Origin of the sequence: Micromonospora inositola (assembly GCF_900090285.1) — a bacterium.
Taxonomy (GTDB): Bacteria; Actinomycetota; Actinomycetes; order Mycobacteriales; family Micromonosporaceae; genus Micromonospora; species Micromonospora inositola.
The window spans coordinates 726,313-746,792 of sequence record NZ_LT607754.1 but is presented as its reverse complement, the minus strand read 5'-3'; the positions used below and the strand labels follow the sequence as shown (position 1 = coordinate 746,792).

Annotated in this window: 13 protein-coding genes; 10 read left to right on the top strand and 3 right to left on the bottom strand. The window is 70.3% G+C overall.

Annotation, left to right across the window (positions count from 1 at the left end):
- Position 1 precedes the first annotated feature (1 nt).
- Complete coding sequence (locus GA0070613_RS03490; RefSeq protein WP_089010964.1) at positions 2-2,131, bottom strand: MMPL family transporter; 2,130 nt, start codon at positions 2,129-2,131, stop codon at positions 2-4.
- 109 nt (positions 2,132-2,240) lie between these two features.
- Between GA0070613_RS03490 and GA0070613_RS03485 the strand changes: the two genes are divergently transcribed.
- The 5 genes from GA0070613_RS03485 (at position 2,241) to GA0070613_RS03465 (ending at position 10,656) form a co-directional block, all read left to right on the top strand.
- On the top strand, positions 2,241-3,545 hold the full coding sequence (locus GA0070613_RS03485; RefSeq protein WP_231929654.1) for a sensor histidine kinase: 1,305 nt from the start codon (positions 2,241-2,243) through the stop codon (positions 3,543-3,545).
- On the top strand, positions 3,497-4,141 hold the full coding sequence (locus GA0070613_RS03480) for a LuxR C-terminal-related transcriptional regulator (protein ID WP_089010962.1): 645 nt from the start codon (positions 3,497-3,499) through the stop codon (positions 4,139-4,141). The genes GA0070613_RS03485 and GA0070613_RS03480 overlap by 49 nt, the downstream gene beginning before the upstream one ends.
- A gap of 205 nt (positions 4,142-4,346) precedes the next feature.
- Positions 4,347-6,455 (top strand): MMPL family transporter, encoded by a 2,109-nt coding sequence (locus GA0070613_RS03475; protein WP_231929653.1) that lies wholly within the window; start codon positions 4,347-4,349, stop codon positions 6,453-6,455.
- A 196-nt stretch (positions 6,456-6,651) separates the two neighbouring features.
- Entirely contained in the window at positions 6,652-9,057 is a 2,406-nt protein-coding gene (locus GA0070613_RS03470) for a M14 family zinc carboxypeptidase (protein ID WP_157746260.1), read from the top strand.
- Positions 9,058-9,411: 354 nt separating this feature from the next.
- Positions 9,412-10,656 carry a phosphodiester glycosidase family protein gene (locus GA0070613_RS03465; protein WP_408630987.1) on the top strand — a complete coding sequence of 415 codons (1,245 nt, stop codon included), beginning with the start codon at positions 9,412-9,414 and terminating at the stop codon, positions 10,654-10,656.
- A gap of 71 nt (positions 10,657-10,727) precedes the next feature.
- On the opposite strand, the gene GA0070613_RS03460 is transcribed toward GA0070613_RS03465, so the two are convergent.
- Positions 10,728-11,558, bottom strand: a complete 831-nt coding sequence (locus GA0070613_RS03460; protein ID WP_089010958.1) for an alpha/beta fold hydrolase — start codon at positions 11,556-11,558, stop codon at positions 10,728-10,730.
- A 129-nt stretch (positions 11,559-11,687) separates the two neighbouring features.
- Between GA0070613_RS03460 and GA0070613_RS03455 the strand changes: the two genes are divergently transcribed.
- Positions 11,688-12,665, top strand: coding sequence for a sigma-70 family RNA polymerase sigma factor (locus GA0070613_RS03455; protein WP_089010957.1), 978 nt, complete (start codon positions 11,688-11,690; stop codon positions 12,663-12,665).
- On the opposite strand, the gene GA0070613_RS03450 is transcribed toward GA0070613_RS03455, so the two are convergent.
- Positions 12,579-12,935, bottom strand: a complete 357-nt coding sequence (locus tag GA0070613_RS03450) for an STAS domain-containing protein (RefSeq protein WP_157746259.1) — start codon at positions 12,933-12,935, stop codon at positions 12,579-12,581. The two genes, GA0070613_RS03455 and GA0070613_RS03450, sit on opposite strands and share 87 nt — an antisense overlap.
- A 177-nt stretch (positions 12,936-13,112) precedes the next feature.
- Between GA0070613_RS03450 and GA0070613_RS03445 the strand changes: the two genes are divergently transcribed.
- The 4 genes from GA0070613_RS03445 to GA0070613_RS03430 are packed head-to-tail and all read left to right on the top strand — an operon-like array spanning position 13,113 to position 19,742.
- Positions 13,113-14,570: a DUF3375 domain-containing protein gene (locus tag GA0070613_RS03445; protein WP_197699042.1), complete on the top strand. Its 1,458-nt coding sequence runs from the start codon at positions 13,113-13,115 to the stop codon at positions 14,568-14,570.
- Positions 14,570-15,169 carry a DUF4194 domain-containing protein gene (locus GA0070613_RS03440; RefSeq protein WP_197699041.1) on the top strand — a complete coding sequence of 200 codons (600 nt, stop codon included), beginning with the start codon at positions 14,570-14,572 and terminating at the stop codon, positions 15,167-15,169. Before GA0070613_RS03445 ends, GA0070613_RS03440 begins: the two co-directional genes overlap by 1 nt.
- Positions 15,166-18,564, top strand: coding sequence for an ATP-binding protein (locus tag GA0070613_RS03435; RefSeq protein ID WP_089010954.1), 3,399 nt, complete (start codon positions 15,166-15,168; stop codon positions 18,562-18,564). The genes GA0070613_RS03440 and GA0070613_RS03435 overlap by 4 nt, the downstream gene beginning before the upstream one ends.
- Positions 18,561-19,742, top strand: coding sequence for a Wadjet anti-phage system protein JetD domain-containing protein (locus tag GA0070613_RS03430; RefSeq protein ID WP_089010953.1), 1,182 nt, complete (start codon positions 18,561-18,563; stop codon positions 19,740-19,742). The genes GA0070613_RS03435 and GA0070613_RS03430 overlap by 4 nt, the downstream gene beginning before the upstream one ends.
- Positions 19,743-20,480: the final 738 nt, after the last annotated feature.

The window sequence follows — 20,480 nt, the reverse complement described above, 5'->3', positions numbered from 1 at the left end:
CCTACGACGCCGCCGCTGCCCGCTCGACCGGCGGCGCCGCGACCGGCCGGATCGCCGGCCGCGCCAGGGCGCTCGGCCACCAAACACGGGGGCCGACGTGCAGTGCCAGCGCCGGGACGAGCAGGCTGCGGACGAGGAACGTGTCGAGCAGCACCCCGACGCCGATGATGACTGCCGACTGCACCGACGGCACCAGCGGCAGCACGCTCAGCGCGCCGAACGTGGCGGCCAGCACCACACCCGCGCTGGTGATCACCCCGCCGGTCACGGTCAACGCGTGCAGCACGCCCCGCCGGTGCCCGAGCCGCGCCGTCTCCTCCCGGGCCCGGGTGGTGAGGAAGATGGTGTAGTCCACGCCGAGCGCGACGAGGAACAGGAACGTCTGCAGCGGGATCCCGACGAATAGCTTCGGGTAGCCCATCGCGTCGAGGATCAGCCCGGCCGCGCCCATCGCGGCGACGTAGGACAGGACCACGCTGGCCAGCAGCAGCAGCGGCGCGACCAGCGCGCGCAATAGCAGCACCAGGATGACGAAGACGACCGCCAGCACCAGCGGCACGACGACCAGGTTGTCCCGGCCGACCGTCCGCTCCTCGTCGAGCAGGTACGCGGTGTCCCCGCCAACGAGGGCCTGCGCCCCCGGCACGGCATGCACCGCATCGCGGAGCCGGTCGACGGTGTCCAGCGCCGCGTCGCTGTCCGGCGTGTCGGCCAGGACCGCGGCGATGTGCACCCACCGGCCGTCCGGCGAGCGCTGCGGCTCGCCCACCTCGGCCACCCCCGGCACCGCACGGGCGGCGGCCACCACCTGGTCGGCCGGCCCGGCGGCGGCCAGGATCTCGGCGGGTGCGACGGCTCCCCTCGGGTAGTGCGCCTCGATCATCCGCTGCCCGGTGACCGAGCCGACCTCCTTGGTGAAGGACTCGTCATGCGGCATGCCGATGCTGAGGTTGCCGATGCCGAAGCTCAGGGCGACCAGCGCCGCCGCCGTTCCCAGCCACACCGCGCGGGGCCGCCGCCCGACGAAACCGGCGATCCGGCGCCACACGCCGTGCTGGGCCGCCACGTCGAGCCCGACCGCGTCCGGTGAGTACCGCGGCACGAACGGCCAGAACAGCCACCGCCCGAAGATGACCAGCACGGCCGGCAGCAGCGTGGTCATGGCGAGCAGCGCCGCGGCGATCCCGACCGCGCCGACCGGTCCGAGCCCCCGGGTGGACGGCAGGTGCGCGGCGAGCAGGCACAGCAGTCCGATCGCGACGGTCGCCGCCGAGGCGCCGATCGCGCCGATCGACCGCCGCAGCGCGACGGCCATCGCCGCGTGCCGGTCGGCGTGCCGGCGCAGTTCCTCCCGGTAGCGGGCGATGAGCAGCAGGGCGTAGTCCACGCCGACGCCGAAGACCAGCACGGTCAGGATGCTCTGGCTCTGGAGATCCACGGCCAGCCCGGCGTGCCGGGCCAGCAGGTACACCACCGCGCTGGCGAGCTGGTTGGCCACCGCCACCGTGATGAGCGGGATCAACCACAGGACCGGGCTGCGGTACGTGACGAGGAGCAGCAACGCGACGGTGGCCGCGGTCGCCAGCAGCAGCGTGGTGTCCATGCCGGCGAACGCGTCGAAGACGTCGTCCTCGCCGCCCGCCGGACCGGTCAACGCGGTCCGCAGGCCGGCCGGTGCGTCGCCCAGCTGCTCCTTGACGTCGGCCACCGCGTCGGCGCGCTGGTCGGCGTCCCCTGCGACCGGGAAGGAGAGCAGCAGCGCCTGCCCGTCGTCGCTGGGGATCGCCGGGGGCACCTGGCCGCCGTCCGCGTACCGGGTGAACGCCGTGCGGTCGCCGTCCACCTTCGCTCGGTCGGCGCCGGTGAGCCCGCCGTCGCGGACGTAGACGGCGACGGCCAGGGGCTTCTGCGAATCCGGGAACGCGTCCTCCGCCCGCTGCACCGCCCGGCTGGCTTCGGCGGTGGCGGGCAGCGCGCCGAGGGTGTCGTTGTCCTGCACCTCGGTCAGCTTGATCGCCAGCGGCCCGGCCGCCGCGACGAGGACGAGCCAGAAGATGAGCATGGCGTACTTGCTGCGGCGGCCGGACGCCAGGCCGGCCAGCCGGTGCTTTTCTTGCAGCCTTGTGGTCATGTCCTCGATCCTTCGGCGGGCGTGGGGCGAAGACAGGAGTGCCAGGTCCCGAACGGAGGTGGTGGTAGCACCACCGAATCCGGTGGCGGCGCAGGCGGAGAATGGCGCCGTGGACAGCTCACTACGTGCGGTCGTCCGGCAGCAGATCCGACCGGGCGCGCTCGCCGCCGTGCAGGGCCTGGCCGTGGCCCTGCTGAGCCTGACCACCAACGCGTTGCTGTTCGCGCTGTCGGTGGTCTCGCTCGCGCTCATTCCCGTGTTCGGCATCGGGTTCGCGCTCTTCCCGGCGGTGACCGTGCTGGTGCGGTTGTCGCTGCGGCTGCAACGGCGGCTGAGCCGGTGGTGCGGGCTGCCGATCGCGACGCCGTACCGACCGGTGCCGGCCGACGCTCAGTTCGGCACCTGGAAGCGGTTCCGGTGGGTGGTCGGGGACCCGGCGACCTGGCGGGACTTCGCCTGGCTGATCCCCGGCGCATTCACCGGCGGGGCGTGCCTGCTCGGGTTCGTGCTGGTGGCGTACGGGCTGGAGGGCGTCCTGTTCGTGCCGCTGGTGCTGTACCTCAACGGCGACTGGCACGGCTACGGCGTGTTCTGGCCGATGGACAACATCCTGAAGGTGTGGCTCGCCGCGCCGCAGGGGTGGTTGATCCTGTTCGGCGGGCTGGCCGTCGCGCCGTGGCTGGTGTGGCTGCACTTCCGCTTCGCCGGCTTCTTCCTGACGCCGACCCGGGCGCAGGAGCTGGCACTGCGGGTCCGGCACCTCGCGGCCACCCGCGCCGACACCATCGACACGCAGGCCGCCGAGCTGCGCCGGATCGAACGCGACCTGCACGACGGGGCGCAGGCCCGGCTGGTCGCGCTGCGGATGAGCATCGGCCTGGCCGAGAAGCTCCTGGCCGACGATCCGGCGGCGGCGCAGCGGCTGCTGCTTGAGGCGCAGGAGGCCAGCGGCCACGCCCTGGCGGAGCTGCGCGACCTCGTACGCGGCATCTACCCGCCTGTGCTCGCCGAGCGTGGCCTGGACGGAGCGGTGCAGGCCCTCGCCCTGGCCGTCCCGCTGCCTGTGGACGTCGAGGTGCGGCTACCGGGCAGCCCACCGGCGGCGGTCGAATCCGCGGCTTACTTCGCGATGGCCGAGGCGCTGACGAACGTCACCAAGCACAGTGGCGCGACACGCGCCTGGATCCAGGTGTTGCACCGCGACGGTGTGTTGAGCATGAAGGTCGGCGACGATGGCCGTGGCGGCGCGACCTCGGACGCGGGGACCGGCCTGGCGGGTGTGCGACGGCGTTTGGCAGCCTTCGATGGCACGATGACCGTGACGAGTCCGCCCGGCGGACCCACCGTCGTGACCATGGAGCTGCCGTGCGAGTTGTCATCGCGGAGGACCTCGCCCTCCTCCGGGACGGGCTGACGCGCATCCTCGACGCGTACGGCTTCCGGGTCGTCGAGGCCGTCGCGGACGGGCCGTCCGTGCTGCCGGCGCTCACCCGGCACCGCCCCGACGTCGCGGTCCTCGACGTACGCCTGCCCCCGACCTTCACCGACGAGGGCCTGCAGGCGGCGCTCGCGGCCCGGACGCAGCTTCCCGGGCTGCCGACCCTCGTGCTGTCCCAACACGTCGAGCAGCTGTACGCGCGGGAGTTGCTCGCCGACCGGCGTGGGGGAGTCGGCTACCTGCTCAAGGACCGGGTGTCGAACGTCGGACAGTTCATCGACGCGGTACGCCGAGTGGCCGACGGCGGCATGGTGATGGACCCCGAGGTGGTGTCCCAGCTGCTGGCCCGCAACACCGGCGCGCAGCGGCTGCGGGACCTCACCGGCCGGGAGCGGGAGGTGCTGGGGCTGATGGCCGAGGGGCGGTCGAACGCCGCGATCGCCGGGCGGCTGTTCGTCACCGAGAAGGCGGTCAGCAAGCACATCAACAACATCTTCAGCAAGCTGGGGATGCCGCCGTCGGATGACGACAACCGGCGGGTGCTCGCGGTGCTCGCGTACCTGAACGGCTGAGACTCAGGCGGCCCCCGCACCCCGAGCGTCCGAAAAGGATTGCCAGGCGAAGGTACGCTGCACAAGGGGTAGCGAAGGCTGCCCGGCAGAGTGACGGGCGGGTGCCCACGGGCGCTCCAGGCCCCAGACGTCGGTTGTGCCGAACACCCGGGGGGAAACCATGTTCGAGCGGCTGGGCAGATTCGTTGTACGCAGGGCGTGGTGGGTGATTGCCGGCTGGGTGGTCGCGGCAGCCGCCATCATCGTCACCACACCGTCTCTGAGCGACATCACCTCCGCCGACCAGGAGAGCTTCCTGCCCCACTCCTACGAGTCGGTGCAGGCCACCGAGATCGGGAAGAAGGCGTTTCCGCAGCAGGCCACCGCGACGGCGACCGTCGTGGTCAAGCGCGCCGACGGGCAGTCGCTCACGCCGGCCGACGAGGCGAGGGTGGGCCAGCTCGCCCAGTCGCTCAAGGCCAGGAACATCTCGCACACGTCCGGCTACCTGACCGGCCCGCCGGCCGTGGCACCGGACAAGTCGGTGCAGGTGGTGAGCGTCGGGCTTGACGCGCCCGCCCCGGACGACCCGGCGCTGCTCGACGCCGTACGCGACCTGCGGGCGGCCATCGGCCCGGAGCTGGCGGGCAGCGGGCTGACCGCGGGCGTGGCCGGCGACGTGGCGAGCTTCGTCGACAACGAGAACACCTTCAACAAGGCTTTCGCGGTGGTCGGCATCGCGACGATCATCCTGATCATCGGACTGATCCTGATCATCTTCCGCAGCCCCATCGCCGCGCTGCTGCCCGTGCCGGTCATCGCCGTTGTCCTTACCGTCACGACCGGGCTTGTCGCCGCGGCGGGCAAGGCGTTCGACCTCAATGTCAGTCAGGATCTGCAGACGGTACTGCTGATCGTGCTGTTCGGCATCGGCACCGACTACATCCTGTTCCTGCTGTTCCGCTATCGGGAGCGGCTGCGTGCCGGTGACGACAAGCGCACCGCGATGATCGTCTCCGTCGAGCGGGTCGGCGAGGTCATCACGTCGGCCGCGGGAGCGGTCATCGTCGCGTTCCTCGTGCTGCTCCTCGCCTCACTGGGCTTCTTCGGCTCACTCGGCCCGGCGCTCGCGATCGCCGTCGGCGTCATGCTGGTCACCTCGCTCACGCTCGTCCCGGCGGTTGTCTCGCTGCTCGGCCGGTACGTCTTCTGGCCGTCCAAGGCGTGGCGGCGTGCCCCCAAGGCCACCATGTCGCGCCGTCTCGGGACCGCCATCGGACGCCGGCCGGCGCTCGTCGCGGCGGCATCCGGCGCCCTGCTGGTCGCGCTCGCCGCGGGCGTGTTGAGCTACAAGGCCGACTACGACTTCAGCGCCGGCTTCCCACAGGACACCGAGTCGGCGAAGGCCGCTGCGGACCTGCAGCGCGGGTTCGCCGCCGGTGCCCTCGCTCCCACCGAGGTCTACCTGACCACCGGCAACGGGTCGCCGCTGACCGAGCAACAGATCAGCGACTTCGCGGCGACCGCGGCGAACGCTCCGGGGGTGGGCCGGGCGCAACCCCCGGAGCGCAGCAGCGACCCGAGTGTGGCCCGGGTCAACCTGCTGCTCAACGAAAACCCGGTCTCCAACGAGGCGATCACGCTCGTCCGCGACGAACTACGCGACGCCCTGCACAAGGCGGCCCCGCCCGGCACCCGGGCGGTGGTCGGCGGACCCACCGCGATCTTCGCGGACATCAACTCGGCGAACAACCGCGACCTGTCGGTGATCCTGCCGGTGGCGGCCGGCCTGATCGCGCTCATCCTCGCGCTGCTGCTGCGCAGCCTGGTCGCGCCGATCTACCTCGTGATAGCTGTGCTGCTCAACTTCGCCGCCACGCTGGGTGCCACGGTCTATCTCTTCCAAGGGCTGCAGGACAAGCCCGGGGTCACCTTCCAGCTGCCGATCATCCTCTACCTCTTCGTGGTGGCGATCGGGACCGACTACAACATTCTGATGATCGCCCGGCTGCGTGAGGAGGCACGGGAGGGCAACGAGCCGCACCAGGCCGCCGCTATCGGAGTGGAACACGCCGGCCCGACGGTCGCGGCGGCAGGGCTGATCCTTGCCGGGACGTTCGGGGTGCTGATGCTCGCGCCGATCTCGTTCCTGCAGCAGATGGGCTTCGCGGTGGCGATCGGCATCGTGCTGTCGGCGTTCGTCATGTCGATGTTCTTCGTTCCGGCGCTGACCGCGCTGATCGGGCACAAGGCGTGGTGGCCGGGGCATGGCGACGAGCGGCCGGCCAGCGGGCGGCACGCCGAGCCGGAGCCGGCGAGCGTGGCGAAGGCGTAGCGGGCGCCCAGCCGACCGCCCGACCAACGTCCGTCCTGCGCCCATCGATCTTGACTGATGGTGAGACGGCGATCACACTTTGCGAAGCTGCGGCAGTCGAGGTCGTCCACCGACACCTCGACTGCGCGGCCCTCGGGATCGCCTCGCCGGAAGGACTCTCATGAGGAGTACAAGAAGATCCAACGGACCGCGCCGCTTGTTGGCCCTGCTCGTGCTACCGCTGGCGCTCGCCGTCAGCGCACCCGGCCTGGCGAGTCCGACGTCGGGCAGCGCGGTGGTGCCCGACCGGTCGTCGACCGGCGAACAGAACGGCGTCGGCCTGATGCGCATCGTCGTCGCCGACAAGTCGGGCATCGACCGCCTCAACGAACTCGGCGTCGACCTCGCCGAGTACGTCAAGCCGGTCGACAACGGCATCGAGGTGCACGCGATCCTCAGCCCGGAGGAGAGCCAGGCGCTGCGGGACAAGGGCTTCGACGTGCAGGACGCCATCTCCGACCAGAGCGACTACGCGGACAACATGGCCGAGCGGTCGGCCTCGATCCGAGCCGCGACGGCGGCGACGGCCAGCACCGACACCTTGACCGTGCTGCGGTCCGAATGGTTCTCCAGCCTCAACAACCAGCTCTTCCTCAACATCGAGGTGAAGTCGAGCGCCGGCACCGACTCGACGACGGTGCTGACGGCGAGCTGGGACAGCGGGCCAGGCACGGAGATGGGCTCCGGCGGCACCGCCACCATGTCCCGGTTCACCGACGCCGGCCAGTACATGTATCACCGGTTCAGCAACCCGGTCGCCCTCAACGCCGCGCCGGCCAAGGCCACCATTACCAGCAACAAGGGCGGCTCGGTCACGGTCGACGTCTCGAAGTGGCTGGGCAGCCCGCGCAAGGTCACCGGTGACCACCCGTACGTGTCGGACTTCGTCGACCATTACCTGGACCCGACGGAGGTCACCGCGCGGTTCACCGGGCTGGCCGCGGAGTTCCCGAAGCTGACCGAGCTGATCGACCTGCCGTACAAGACGAACGGCTACCGGCGCAAGGCGCAGGTGCAGCTCGGCACCGCCGCAGCCAGCATCGTCTACGTCACCTCGACGGCGTACGGCTCCGAGGGTGGCAACGACGTCACCATGTCGCTGGTCAACCCGGGCACGGCGAACGCTCCGCTGGCGGTAAGCGTGTCCGGCAAGGCCGTCACCGTGAGCCTGGCCACCAACGGCTCCGGCGCGATCACCAGCACGGCGGCGCAGGTCGTCGCCGCGGTCAACGGCAACGCCGACGCGGCCAAGCTGCTCACGGCCAGCACGTACCGGGGCAACGCCGGCACCGGCGTGGTGGCCGCGGCTCCGGTGATCCAGCTGACCGACAACCTGAAGGCGCCGGCGAGCGTTTCCCGCGAGCCGTTCCAGATGAAGGCGCTGCGGATCGGCAAGCACCGCGACGGCTCGAAGGTCGGCGTCTTCCTCTACTGCCAGGAGCACGCCCGGGAGTGGGTGACCCCGCTGGTCTGCGTGGAGTCGGCCGAGCGGCTGCTGCGCAACTACGCGCAGGACCCGAATACCCGCAAGATTGTCGACGACCTGGACATCTTCATCCTGCCGGTCGTCAACCCGGACGGCGCGCACTACAGCATGTACGACTACAACATGCAGCGGAAGAACATGACCAACTACTGCTCGGCGTCGTTGGCGGACCCGGCTGCCCGCAACGCCTGGGGCGTGGACATCAACCGGAACTTCTCGGTCGGTTCCGTCTTCGACGGCTACGTTGGCGCGTCGGCGACCAACTGCACCGGCGAGACCTTCGCTGGCCCGAGCGAGCTGTCCGAGCCGGAGGCGCGCAACGAGGTCTGGCTGGTCGACCACTTCCCGAACATCAAGCTCTCCATGAACACCCACTCCTACGGCGGGTACTTCATGTGGCCTCCGGGGGCGTACAAGGCCGCGGGGCGGGAGGTGCTGCCGCGGGTGGACCAGGGCACCGAGGCGTACTTCTGGACCTCCTCGGACTACATCCTCTCCCGGGTGCAGGAATACCGTGGCACGGCGATCTGGCCGGGCCGCACCGGGCCGGTGACCGACGTGCTGTACTCGGCGGCCGGCAACAGCGCCGACGAGCACTGGTACAACCGCGGCATCATCGGCTGGGACTTCGAGGTCGGCGCGGACGTCTACAACCCGACGACCAAGCGGTTCACCGCGGTCGGTTTCCAGCCGCCGTTCGCCGAGGGGCACGAGGAGGCGATGGAGTTCGCCAACGGCAACATCGCCATCCTCGAGGTGGCCCGGGCGTACGCGACGGACAAGATCCAGCCGCAGACCAAACTGACGATCGTCAAGCAGGAACCGGGTGCCACGGCCTTCACCTTCAGCACCAGCGAGCCAGCGAACGTCTACTACACGCTCGACGGCAGCCGGCCGACGTACAACTCGCCCAAGCTCGCCCTGGCCGGCATGCGCGAGGGCGTCCAGAACATCGCAGTGAACAGCGACACCACTGTCAACTGGTTCTCGATCGACATCGCCGGCAACGTCGAGAGCAACTACAAGCCGGACGGTGAGGGCACGAACTACAACAAGCAGAGGGTCGGCGTCCAGTAGGCAAGTCGCCGCTTGGACACGGGTGGCCGCCGACCACGGGTCGGCGGCCACCAGCCTGTGGAAGGCCGGCCCCGACCGTGGCGCTGCCTGTGGACGTCAACGTGCAGCTACTGGTCATGCCGCCGTCCGATGACGACAACCGGCGGGTGCTCGCAGTGCTCGCTCACCTGATCGGCTGAAGCCGCTACCGGCATCGTGCAGAACCTATCCGGCATCCCGCTTGTCGTCATCCCACCGTGCCAGCGCGGCGGTGGTTGTCAGATAGTGTCGGGTACCTGGTTCCGTGGCGCCGCCAGGGTCACGGACATGACAGTTTCCACTCCTGACCTGTCCCGCTTCCGCCGGGCCGGGGTGATCGCGGCGGCCACGCTGGCCGCGGTGGCTCTCGGTGTCGTTCCGGGGGCCCGCGCCGAGGCCGCCGCCGGCACCCTTCCGCTCGGCGACGGCGAGCTGACCGAGGTACGCACCGATCGCGCCCTGGCCGACGGCGTCACCCTCACCCGGATCGTGCGGGGGACCGAGCCGGCCCCGGCCGACCAGGTCAACATCACCACGCGGGGTCCGTGGGTGGTCAACGTGCTCACCATCGACCCGAGCAAGGCCCGTGGCCACCTGCAGGCGACGTACGGCCCGAAGCTGAGCCAGGTCGAGAAGACCACGGACCTCGTCCGCGCCTCCGGCGCCCTGGCCGGGGTCAACGCCTCCTTCTTCACCTTCACCGCCAGCCAGCTCTACCCCGGTGACCCGGTCGGGCTGGGGCTGTTCGGCGGGAAGCTGCTCAGCGAGCCCACCACCGACCCGGCCGAGGTCAACTTCGTCGTCGACGCCAACAGCAACCGGGCCATGACCGGGAAGCTGACCTGGTCGGGCAGCGTACGGAACCGGCAGACCGACGCCACCTTGCCGCTGGAGTTCATCAACCACCCGCCGGTCGTGCCCGGCGGCTGCGCCACCCTCGCCGACCAGACCCAGTGCACCCTCCCCGGCGACGTCGTCGAGTTCACCCCCGAGTTCGCCGCGGCCACCCCGGCCGGCGCCGGCACGGAGGTCGTGCTCGACCGGCTCGGCTGCGTGGTCCGTACCTCGACCACCCGCGGCACCACCCTGGCCACCGGCCAGACCTCGCTGCAGGCCACCGGGCGGGACACCGTTGCCCTGCTGAACGCGACCGGACAGGGCTGCGTGAGCCAGACCTCAACCCTGACCGACCAGAACGGCGAGGAACTTCCCGTGCGGCCCGGGCTGTTCGGGGTGAACGGGCGGTACCCGTTGACGGCGGACGGCCAGATCGTCGTACCGGCCGGATCCGGCAGCTTCTTCGACCGCAACCCCCGTACCATCGCCGGCACCACCCGCGACGGCAAGATCGTCCTCGCGACCATCGACGGCCGCCAGACCACCAGCGTCGGCACCACCATGGACGAGACGGCCGCCGTCGCCCAGGCGCTCGGCATGGACGACGCGATCAACCTCGACGGCGGCGGCTCCACCGCGATGTCCGTCGAGGGAGCCCTGGTCAACCGGCCGAGCGGGTCGACCGAGCGGGCCGTCGGCGACGCGCTCATCTACGTGGACGGCCCGTACCGCAGCGGGAACTGACCGCCGCCACCGACGCGAGCCGCGGCGGCCGGCCAACCGGCTGGCCGCCGCGCCCGGCGACAGGACCAGGGTCAGCTCTCCTGGTCGAGAAAAGCGAGCGTGACCGCGGCGAACAGCGGGGAGTCGACGAGGTCGTAGTGGGTCAGCCCGGGCAGGATGGCCAGCGCGTGCCCGCCCTTCGGCCGCCCCTCGCCCGCCCAGCCGCCGTCGCGCAGCCCGCCGTCGAGCAGGTTGAAGACCTCGACGAAGTGGCTCGGCGGCGCCATGTCGGCGTCGGCGGCGACCACCAGCGTCGGCACCTGCAGGCCGCGGACCTGCTCGGTGTAGTCGAAGTCCTTCGCCATCGCCTCGCCGATCTTGTCCAGCAGCCGCGGGAAGTCCTCCGGGCGAGGCGCCACCCGCTGGTACAGCTCGTACATCGGGGTGTCCTTCATGAACTCGGCGGCCGCACCGGAGACCTGGCCCTGCTGCTGGAGCATCTCGGGGTAGATGGCGCTGCGGCGGATGTTCGCCGACGCCGAAACCAGGCGGCCCACCTTCTCCGGGTGGCGGATGGCGACCTGGAGCGCGACGCCGCCGCCGAGGGAGAAGCCGACGACGTCCGGCTTCTCCAAACCGAGGTGGTCGATGAGGGCCGCGACGTCGTCGGCCATCAGCGTGATGTCGAGCGGCCGGTCGACATCGGCGGTCCGGCCGTGCCCCTGCAGGTCGACCAGGATGACCTGGTGCCCGTCGGCGAGCGTGGGCAGGATCGGCCCGAACATCTCACCCGAGCCGAGCCCACCGTGCAGAAGGATCATCGGGCCGCCGGCCCCGTGCGCCTCGTAGTACAGGTTGACGCCGTTGACCTCGGCGTACTGCACGGAGGCGGTGGGTTCGGCGGTCCGCTGCGTGGTGGTCATGAGGTGCTCCTCGTGTCGTGTCGGCATCCGATGCCCTAGTGACCGGGCGAACGCCGGAGACTCATCGCCGTGGGCGGCACGGATTTTCGCCGGGCCCGGACCAGCGGGGTACCGGCTAGATTTGTCGGCGTGAGTGACGTGGCGACCAGCGCACCGATCGAGTCACAGCTGGAGGCGTACCGGCCGGAGCTGACCGGCTACTGCTACCGGATGCTGGGCTCCGCCTTCGAGGCCGAGGACGCCGTACAGGACACCTTCGTGCGGGCGTGGCGCAGCTTCGAGCGGTTCGAAGGGCGGTCGGCAGTGCGGACCTGGCTGTACCGGATCGCGACGAACGTCTGCCTCAACATGCTCGCCAGCGCGCAGCGTCGGGTCCGCCCGATGGACCTCGGTCCCGCCGGGTCCGGCGGCGCCACCCACCCGGGCGAGCCGCGTCCCGACGAGATCTGGGTCGGCCCGGCGCCGGACAGCCGGGTCCTGCCGGAGGGCAGCGACCCGGCCGAGGTGGTCGCCGGCCGCGAGTCCGTCCGGTTGGCGTTCGTCGCCGCGCTGCAGCACCTGCCGCCGCGGCAGCGGGCTGTGCTCATCCTGCGCGAGGTGCTGGCCTGGTCGGCTCAGGAGGTGGCCGACCTGCTCGACACCACGGTGGCGAGCGTCAATAGCGCCCTGCAGCGGGCCCGGGCCACCCTCGCCACCACCGACACCGCCGCCGAGGTCTACCGGCCGCTGGACGACGAGCAGAAGGCGCTGGTCGCGCGGTACGTGCGCGCATTCGAGGCGTACGACCTGAAGGCTCTCACCACGCTGCTGCACGAGGACGCCACGCTGTCCATGCCGCCGCTGCCGCTGTGGCTGCGCGGCCACGACGACATCCTCGCCTGGATGGCCGGAACGGGCAGCGGTTGCCGGGGCTCCCGCCTGGTGCCAGTGGTGGCCAACGGCCTGCCGGCGTTCGGGCAGTACCGCCCCAGCCTCGACGGCTCGGGCCACGACCCCTGGGCGCTGATCGTGCTGGAGATCTCAGGGGGACGGATCGCGGCGGTCAACAACTTCCTCGACACCGCCCGCCTGTTCCCGCTGTTCGGGTTGCCCGGCCGGCTGCAATAACAGGCCGGTCAGGCCGAGCAGGTCGGCAAGTTCCAGCAGATCGGCGCTGCCGCCGGTGACCATCTGCCGCCAGCCGTGCCGCCGCGCGGTCAGGCCCAGCCGGGCCAGCGCCTCGACGGTGACCACGTCGGGGCGTGCCCCGGTCACGTCGCAGACCACCACGCCACGGTCCCGGCCGCGCAGCACCTCGGCCAGCTCAGCGCAGAGGGCGGGGATGTCCGCGCGGGCCAGCGTCCCGCCGACGGCGAAGGAGATCGCGGAGGTCCTCACCCCGGTAGGACCGTCGGGCGCCGGGAAACTCACCGCACCCGGACCGATGAATCCCGTCCGACCCCGCGGTCTGGCGTTCGCCGTCCGGGCCACCGGCCACTGGCCAGAGCCGGATGTCACTCCCGGTCTCTAACATGGGCGACAGTTGGCTGAGCGGTTAGGGACGGGCATACGGCGGTGACGATCGAGTTCGACGAGGTCGAGTGGCTGCGCCGCAACAACGCAGCGTGGCGGCTGTTGCGCGCCGACCACGCCGCTCTGGTGCTGAGCTTCCTCGGGCGGGTGTTCGTCGAGGAGAACGTGCGCTCCATTTCTGGCGTCGAGCTGACCGCGCGACTGGAGGACGAGCTGTTCGCACTCAATGAGCGTCTCGGCGCGGGCACCTTCCCGCGCGCCGCCAAGTCGTACCTCGACGACTGGGCGCAGCCGGAAGTCGGCTGGTTGCGCAAGTACTATCCGCCCGACTCGGACCAGGTGCATTTCGACGCGACTCCGGCCGTGGAGCGGGCACTGTCGTGGGTGCAGTCGCTGCAGGCCCGGTCGTTCGTCGGTACCGAGTCCCGGCTCAACATCGTGCTCGAGCTGCTGCGTCAGATGGTCTACGGCGCGGAGACCGACCCGGACGCCCGGCTGGCGGAGCTGCAAGCGCGTCGTGAGGCGATCGACGCCGAGATCGCCAAGGTGCGTGCCGGTCAGGTGGAGGTGCTCGACGGAGCGGCGCAGCGCGATCGGTACCAGCAGTTCGTGGCAACCGCGCGGGGGCTGCTCGCCGACTTCCGTGAGGTTGAGGCGAACTTCCGGGCGCTCGATCGGGCGCTGCGCGAGAAGATCGCCACGTGGAGCGGCTCGAAGGGCGAGCTGCTCGACGAGGTCGTCGGCAGCCGGCACGCGATCGCCGACTCCGACCAGGGCCGCAGCTTCCATGCCTTCTACGACTTCCTGCTGTCTCCGCAACGCCAGCAGGAGTTCAGCGACCTGCTTGCCCGGGTGCAGTCGCTCGACGTCATCGGGGCATCCGATCCGCGCATGCGGCGCATCCACTACGACTGGCTCGACGCCGCAGAGCGCACCCAGGCAACCGTACGGCTGCTGTCGGAGCAGCTGCGCCGGTTCCTCGACGACCAGGTATGGCTGGAGAACCGGCGGGTGATGGACCTCCTGCGCGGCATCGAGACGCACGCGCTGGCGCTGCGCGACCAGCGGACGGACGGGCTGGTCTTCGAGCTCGATGCGGCCGCCCCGCAGGTCGTGCTGCCGATGGAGCGTCCGCTGTACCGGCCTCGGGCGAAGCAGCCGCTGGACAGCACGGTCGACACCGGGGAGCCCGACGTCGACGTTTCCCGCCTGTTCGAGCAGGTGCATGTCGACCCGGTCCGGCTGACCGATGCCGTGCGCGCCGCGCTGCGCCGCAGCTCGCAGGTTTCCCTGCCAGAGGTCCTGGCCAACCGCCCGTTGGAGCAGGGCCTGGCCGAGCTGGTGACATACCTGTCGCTGCGCGACCCGGGTTTCGACGTCGTCTTCGACGAGGACCGGCGAGACCAGGTGCGGTGGTACGACCCGGACGGGCGGACTCGGACAGCGCTCCTGCCCGCCGTCTCGTTCCTGCGCAGGGTTCCGGCATTGGATCGTGTGTGATGGCCGCAACCAGAAGGGAGGAGCCGAGCCTGTCGGTGGCGGCTGTCCACCTGATGAAAGGGGTCGTCTACCGCGACACGCACCCGGTGCCGTGGCATCACCTGATGCGGTTGCAGGCGCAGGTCCGCGACTATGTCGCCGTGCTCGGCCTCACCGTCGTCATCGACGAAGCGGAGGGGTACGCGTTCCTGCGCTCCCAGCCGGGCGACGACGAGGCGGACGGGCAGCAGGCGATCCGCCGGCTCATCCCTCGCCGGGCGCTGTCGTTCCACGTCAGCCTGCTGCTGGCGCTGCTGCGCAAGAAGCTCGCCGAATTCGACGCCAGCAACGCCGACACCCGGCTCGTGCTGACCCGGCAACAGATCGTGGACCAGTGCGCGGTTTTCCTGCCCGCGTCGACCAGCGAGGCCCGACTGATCGACCAGATCGACACGCACATCGGCAAAGTGGTGGAGCTGGGGTTCCTGCGGCGCATCAACGACGCCGAGGCGACGTACGAGGTACGCCGCATCATCAAGGCCTTCGTCGACGCGCAGTGGCTGGCGGACTTCGACGCGCGGCTGGCGGAGTACGCCGCCGAGCTGGAGGCGACCAGATGACCGAAACCCTGACCGAAGTGAGCATGCTCGAGGTGCCGTCGACCCTCGCCGGGTTTCGCCTGAAACGGCTGGAGCTGCACAACTGGGGCACGTTCGACGGCCGGGTCTGGATGCTGCGCCTCGACGGCGCCAACGCCCTGCTCACGGGGGACATCGGCTCCGGCAAGTCCACCGTCGTCGACGCCATCACCACGCTGCTGCTGCCGGCCAACCGGATCTCGTACAACAAGGCGGCCGGCGCCGACATTCGGGAACGCTCGCTGCGCTCCTATGTGCAGGGCCACTACAAGTCGGAGCGAAACGAGAAGACCGGCGCATCCGAGCCGGTCGGCCTGCGCCGCGGCTCGTGTTACTCGGTGCTGCTCGGCGTCTTCGCGGAGCCGGTCAGCGGGGCGACGGTCAGCCTGGCGCAGGTGTTCTGGCTGCACGACGGCAACCCGGGCCAGCCGGAGCGCTTCTACGTGACCTCCGGTCAGGAGCTGAGCATTGCCGGCGACTTCGCCGACTTCGGCTCGGAGATCGGCCAGCTGAAGCGGCGGCTGCGCCAGTCCGGCGCCAAGGTGTACGACCACTTCCCGGAGTATGGCAAGGACTTCCGTCGCCGCCTCGGCATTGCCTCGGACCAGGCGATGGAGCTGTTCCACCAGACCGTGTCGATGAAGGCGGTCGGTGATCTCAACGACTTCGTCCGCCACCACATGCTGGAGCCGTTCGACACCGGCGACTGGATCCGCCGCCTCGTCGAGCACTTCCAGGACCTGACCAAGGCGCACGAGGCGGTGGTCAAGGCCCGCCAACAGCTGGCCGCGCTGAAGCCGCTGCTCGACGCGTGCGACGCCTACGACGCGTACGGCCAGACGATCGGCGAGCTGGACGCCAAGAGGGAGGCGCTGCCGTACTTCTGCGCGCGGGGCAAGGCCGAGCTGTATGCCGCCCGGGTCGCCGCGCACACCGCCGAGCTCGCGGAGCTGCGTGCGCAGTTGTCCGCCACCAGGGCCAGGCTGGCCGACCTGGACGGCGAGCGGCAGCGCCTGGAGCTTGAGCGCGCCGGGCACGGTGGTGACCGGATCGCCGAACTGGAACGGCAGATCGCCGACGCCGAGAGCACCCGCGACGAACGATGGCGCCGCTTCGAGCGATTCAGCGGGCTGCTGGCCAACGCTGACTTACCGGCGGTGGAGGCGATCGAGCAGTTCACCGCCCGGCAACGGGAGGTCGCCGACGAGCTGACCGGCGCCGAGGAGCAGCGCGCTGCCCTGCAGAACGACCTGACCGACGCCGCGGTGCGGGTGCGGGAGCTGGAGCAGCAGGAGAGGGAGGTGAATGCCGAGCTGCGCAGCCTGCAGGAGCGGCGCAGCAACATTCCCCGGCGAAACCTGGACATGCGGGCGCGCATCTGCGCCGAGCTGGATTTGCCGGAGGCGGCGTTGCCGTTCGTGGGCGAGCTGATCCAGGTCCGGGCCGACGCCGCCGACTGGGAGGGAGCGGCGGAGCGGCTGCTGCGCGGGTTCGCGCTGTCGATCTTGGTGCCGGACGAGCATTACCCGGCCGTGGCCGGCTGGGTCGACCGCCACCATCTCGGCGGCCGTCTCGTCTACTACCGGGTACCGGCGACGCTGCCCCGGCAGGCGGAGCCGCTGCCGGCCGACGCCGACCGGCAGTTGTTCGCCAAGCTGGAAATGCGGGAATCGCCGTTCCAGCCTTGGCTGGAGCGCCAGCTGCGCCGCCGAGCCGGCTACGAGTGCCTGCAGACGATCGACGAGTTCCGCCGCGCCGAACGGGCGATCACCAGGGCCGGCCAGGTTAAGGACACCGGCGGCCGGCACGAGAAGGACGACCGCAGCCGCATCGACGACCGCAGCACCTACGTGCTGGGCTGGAGCATCGAGCTGAAGATCGATGCGCTGCTGACCAAGGCGCGCGTACTGACCGCCGACAAGGCGCAGGCAACGAAGACGCGGGACGCTGCCGGCGATCGGCTCGGCGCGCTCAACCGCCGGCTCGGCGTGCTGGGCAAGCTCGTCGAGTTCACCGACTTCACCGACATCGACTGGCAGTCCTCGGCACAGCGGGTGCGGCGGCTGCGCCAGGAGAAGCAGCAGCTCGAACGCTCGTCCCGGGAACTGGAGCGGGTCACCGCGCAGCTGAAGTCGGTGCTCGAGGCGATCGACGGCGGCAGCATCGAGCGCGACGACCTGCAGCGCCGCATCGCCCAGGCCGACGTACATCTGGAACAGGCCGCGCACGGCCAGCGCGACGCCGAGGCGCTGCTGCGGGAGCCGGCGGTGCGGGAAGCGGAACCCTGGTTCGCGGCGATGGCCGAGCTGGTCGGGGACACCGCGCTGCCGAGCCCGGAGGACTACGACCAGTTGCGGAACGCCGTCGAGGGGCAGCTCACCAAAGACCGCAACGAGGCAGCCCACCGGCAGACACTGGCCAGCAACCGGGCGGTGCGTGCCATGGAGGACTTCCGCAACACCTACCCGGTCGAGGCCGCCGAGCTAGACAGCTCGATCCAGTCCGCGCCGGAATACCGGGCGATGCACGACCGGCTGGTGCGCGACGACCTGCCGCGCTTCGAGAGCGAGTTCAAGACGTACCTCAACACCAACACCATCCGCGACATCGCAGGCTTCCACTCGCAGTTGCACAAGCAGGCCGACCTCATCCGGGAACGGATCGACACGATCAACCGGTCTCTCGTGGGCATCGACTACAACCCCGGCCGCTACATCCGGCTGGAGGGGAACCGCACACCCAACGTGGAGATCCGCGACTTCATCAACGACCTGCGGGCCTGCACCGACAATTCGCTTGCCCGCGATGACAGCGACCAGTACTCCGAACAGAAGTTCATGCAGGTCAAGCAGCTCGTCGAACGGTTCCGGGGCCGCCCGGGCTTCACCGAGATCGACAAGGCGTGGGCGCGGCGGGTGACCGACGTGCGCAACTGGTTCGTGTTCTCGGCCTCGGAGCGGTGGCGGGAGGACGACAGCGAGCACGAAACCTACAGCGACTCCGGCGGCAAGTCCGGCGGGCAGAAGGAGAAGCTCGCCTACACGATCCTTGCCGCGTCCCTGGCTTACCAGTTCAAGCTCGATTTGACCACCGACCGCGGCCAGACCTTCCGCTTCGTCGTCATCGACGAGGCGTTCGGCCGTGGCTCCGACGAGTCGACCCGGTTCGCGCTCGCGCTGTTCCAGCGGCTCGGGCTGCAGCTGCTCATCGTCACTCCGCTGCAGAAGATCCACGTGATCGAGCCGTACGTCTCCGCCGTCGGCTTCGTGGACAACCCCACCGGCAGCGACTCGCGGCTGCGCAGCCTCACCATTGAGGAGTACCACCAGAAGCGCGACGTGCACCAGCTCGCCCATCTGATCAGCGTCGAGGAGTGACCGTGGCGGCATGGCGCTGGTCCACCCCGTCCGAGCTGCTGACGAAAGTGCGCCGGCGGTGGAGTTCCGGGGAACTGCTCACCGCGTACGCGCGGCAGCGCTGGGAACCGGTTGTCGTCCCGTTGCGCGCGCCGACCGCGGCCGAGGTGGCCGAGCGCTTCGGCGCGGCCCAGGACTGGCTCGCGGAGTGGAAGGCCGTCGATCCGGCCCTGATCCGGCTCGACTGGAAGCGCGTCGGAGGGCGCCTCGTCGGCAGCAACGAGGTGCCGCACCGGGCCTCCATCGACACTCCCGACCAGGCGTGGGCCCTGCTGCGCGTACGGCGGAACGTGGAGACGTTCACGCGGCTGCTGGATCTGACGCGGCAGGCCGCGCCCGCACTCGTCGAGTGGATGACCGCCGAGCCGATGAAGGTCCTGGACAACGCGGACAGCTGGGCCCGCCTGGTCGAGGTCGTGCGCTGGATCGACCGGCACCCCACGACCGGGCGGTACCTGCGGCAGATCGACGTTCCCGGCGTCGACACCAAGTTCATCGAGCAGCACCGCACCGTCCTGGCCCAGTTGCTGGACCGGCAGCTGGCACCCGAGCGGATCGACCCGGCACAGCCGCCGGCCCGGTTCGCCGAGCGATACCGGTTCCGCACCAAGCCCACGTACGTACGGCTGCGTGCACTGGACCGCCCCGCCCCCGCGGCGCTCGGCCCGTTCAGCGAGGTGACGGTCCGCGTCGACGAGCTGGCCCGGACCCCGCTCGACGTCGCCCGGGTGCTCGTCGTGGAGAACGAGACGACGCACCTCGCCCTTCCCTCGATGCCCGGCACGGTCGCGGTCTTCGGCGGCGGCTACGCGGTGCGCGCGCTGGCGCCGCTCACCTGGCTGCACGATCGGGAGCTGACCTACTGGGGCGACATCGACACCCACGGGTTCGCCATCCTCGACCGGCTCCGGCAGGTGTTTCCCCACACGACGTCGGTGCTGATGGACTCCGAGACGCTGCTGGGCCACCGGGCGCACTGGGGCCGCGAGGCCGCCCCGGTCACGACCGAACTCGCCCACCTGACCGCAGAGGAGCTGCAGCTGTACCGCGATCTGGTCGCCAACCGGTACGCGCCCGCGCTGCGCCTGGAGCAGGAACGAATCCGGTTCAGTGCCGTAGAACGAACGTTGACCGGCTGACGTTGGCCCTTTTGCATCGATGAGAGCACCCGCTCGGCTGAACGCGTCAGCTACTCCCTGCCTGGAACTTCCGGGGCGGGGAACCAAGCGTCGTCGCCGAGCGACCCGAGGTAGACGTAGAGGACACTACTGCCGCCTCTGCCGAGCGGCGCGAAGAACTCGCAGGCCTCGTTGATGTAGATCCGGCCGCCCCCGTTCTTGACCTTTCCCGCCCGGCGTAAGAACCCCTGGGGTCCCTAAGAAACATTAGGGAGTCGGGATAGGTTGATCTTGCAGGTCGGTTCCTGTCTGGCCGGGTTTCCGCAGCTCAGACACCTGACAGAGCAGTTCGACAAGACTCGTCTGGGGCCTCGAATCGCCGACGCCCCCAACCGAGCCCCCAATGCCGCACTCAGCCGAGCCCTCATGCGCGCTGACAACAACAGGCCCGGATCGGCCGCGACGAGAGCCCTCAACAGTCCCTCTCAACCGCTCGCACGGGTCGTCGCGTTGCCCGCCGGCCGCCGCGGCGGCTGCCGTCGGTACGGCGGCTGGCCGACAGAGGAGCAGCTACTAGCGGTCGCTTTCCTTTCGAGAGCCGTCCATAATCGACTGTTGTGAAAAGCACCTATCGGCGAGGTTGCCAAGTGGGTGGGCCGTTCGGTGAGCACGGTGCGTCGGTGGGAGGCGGGGGCCGGATCACGGGCCGTCGTTTGCCGCCCGGGCAGCGGTATTTCGACGATTCGGATGTGCCAGGGC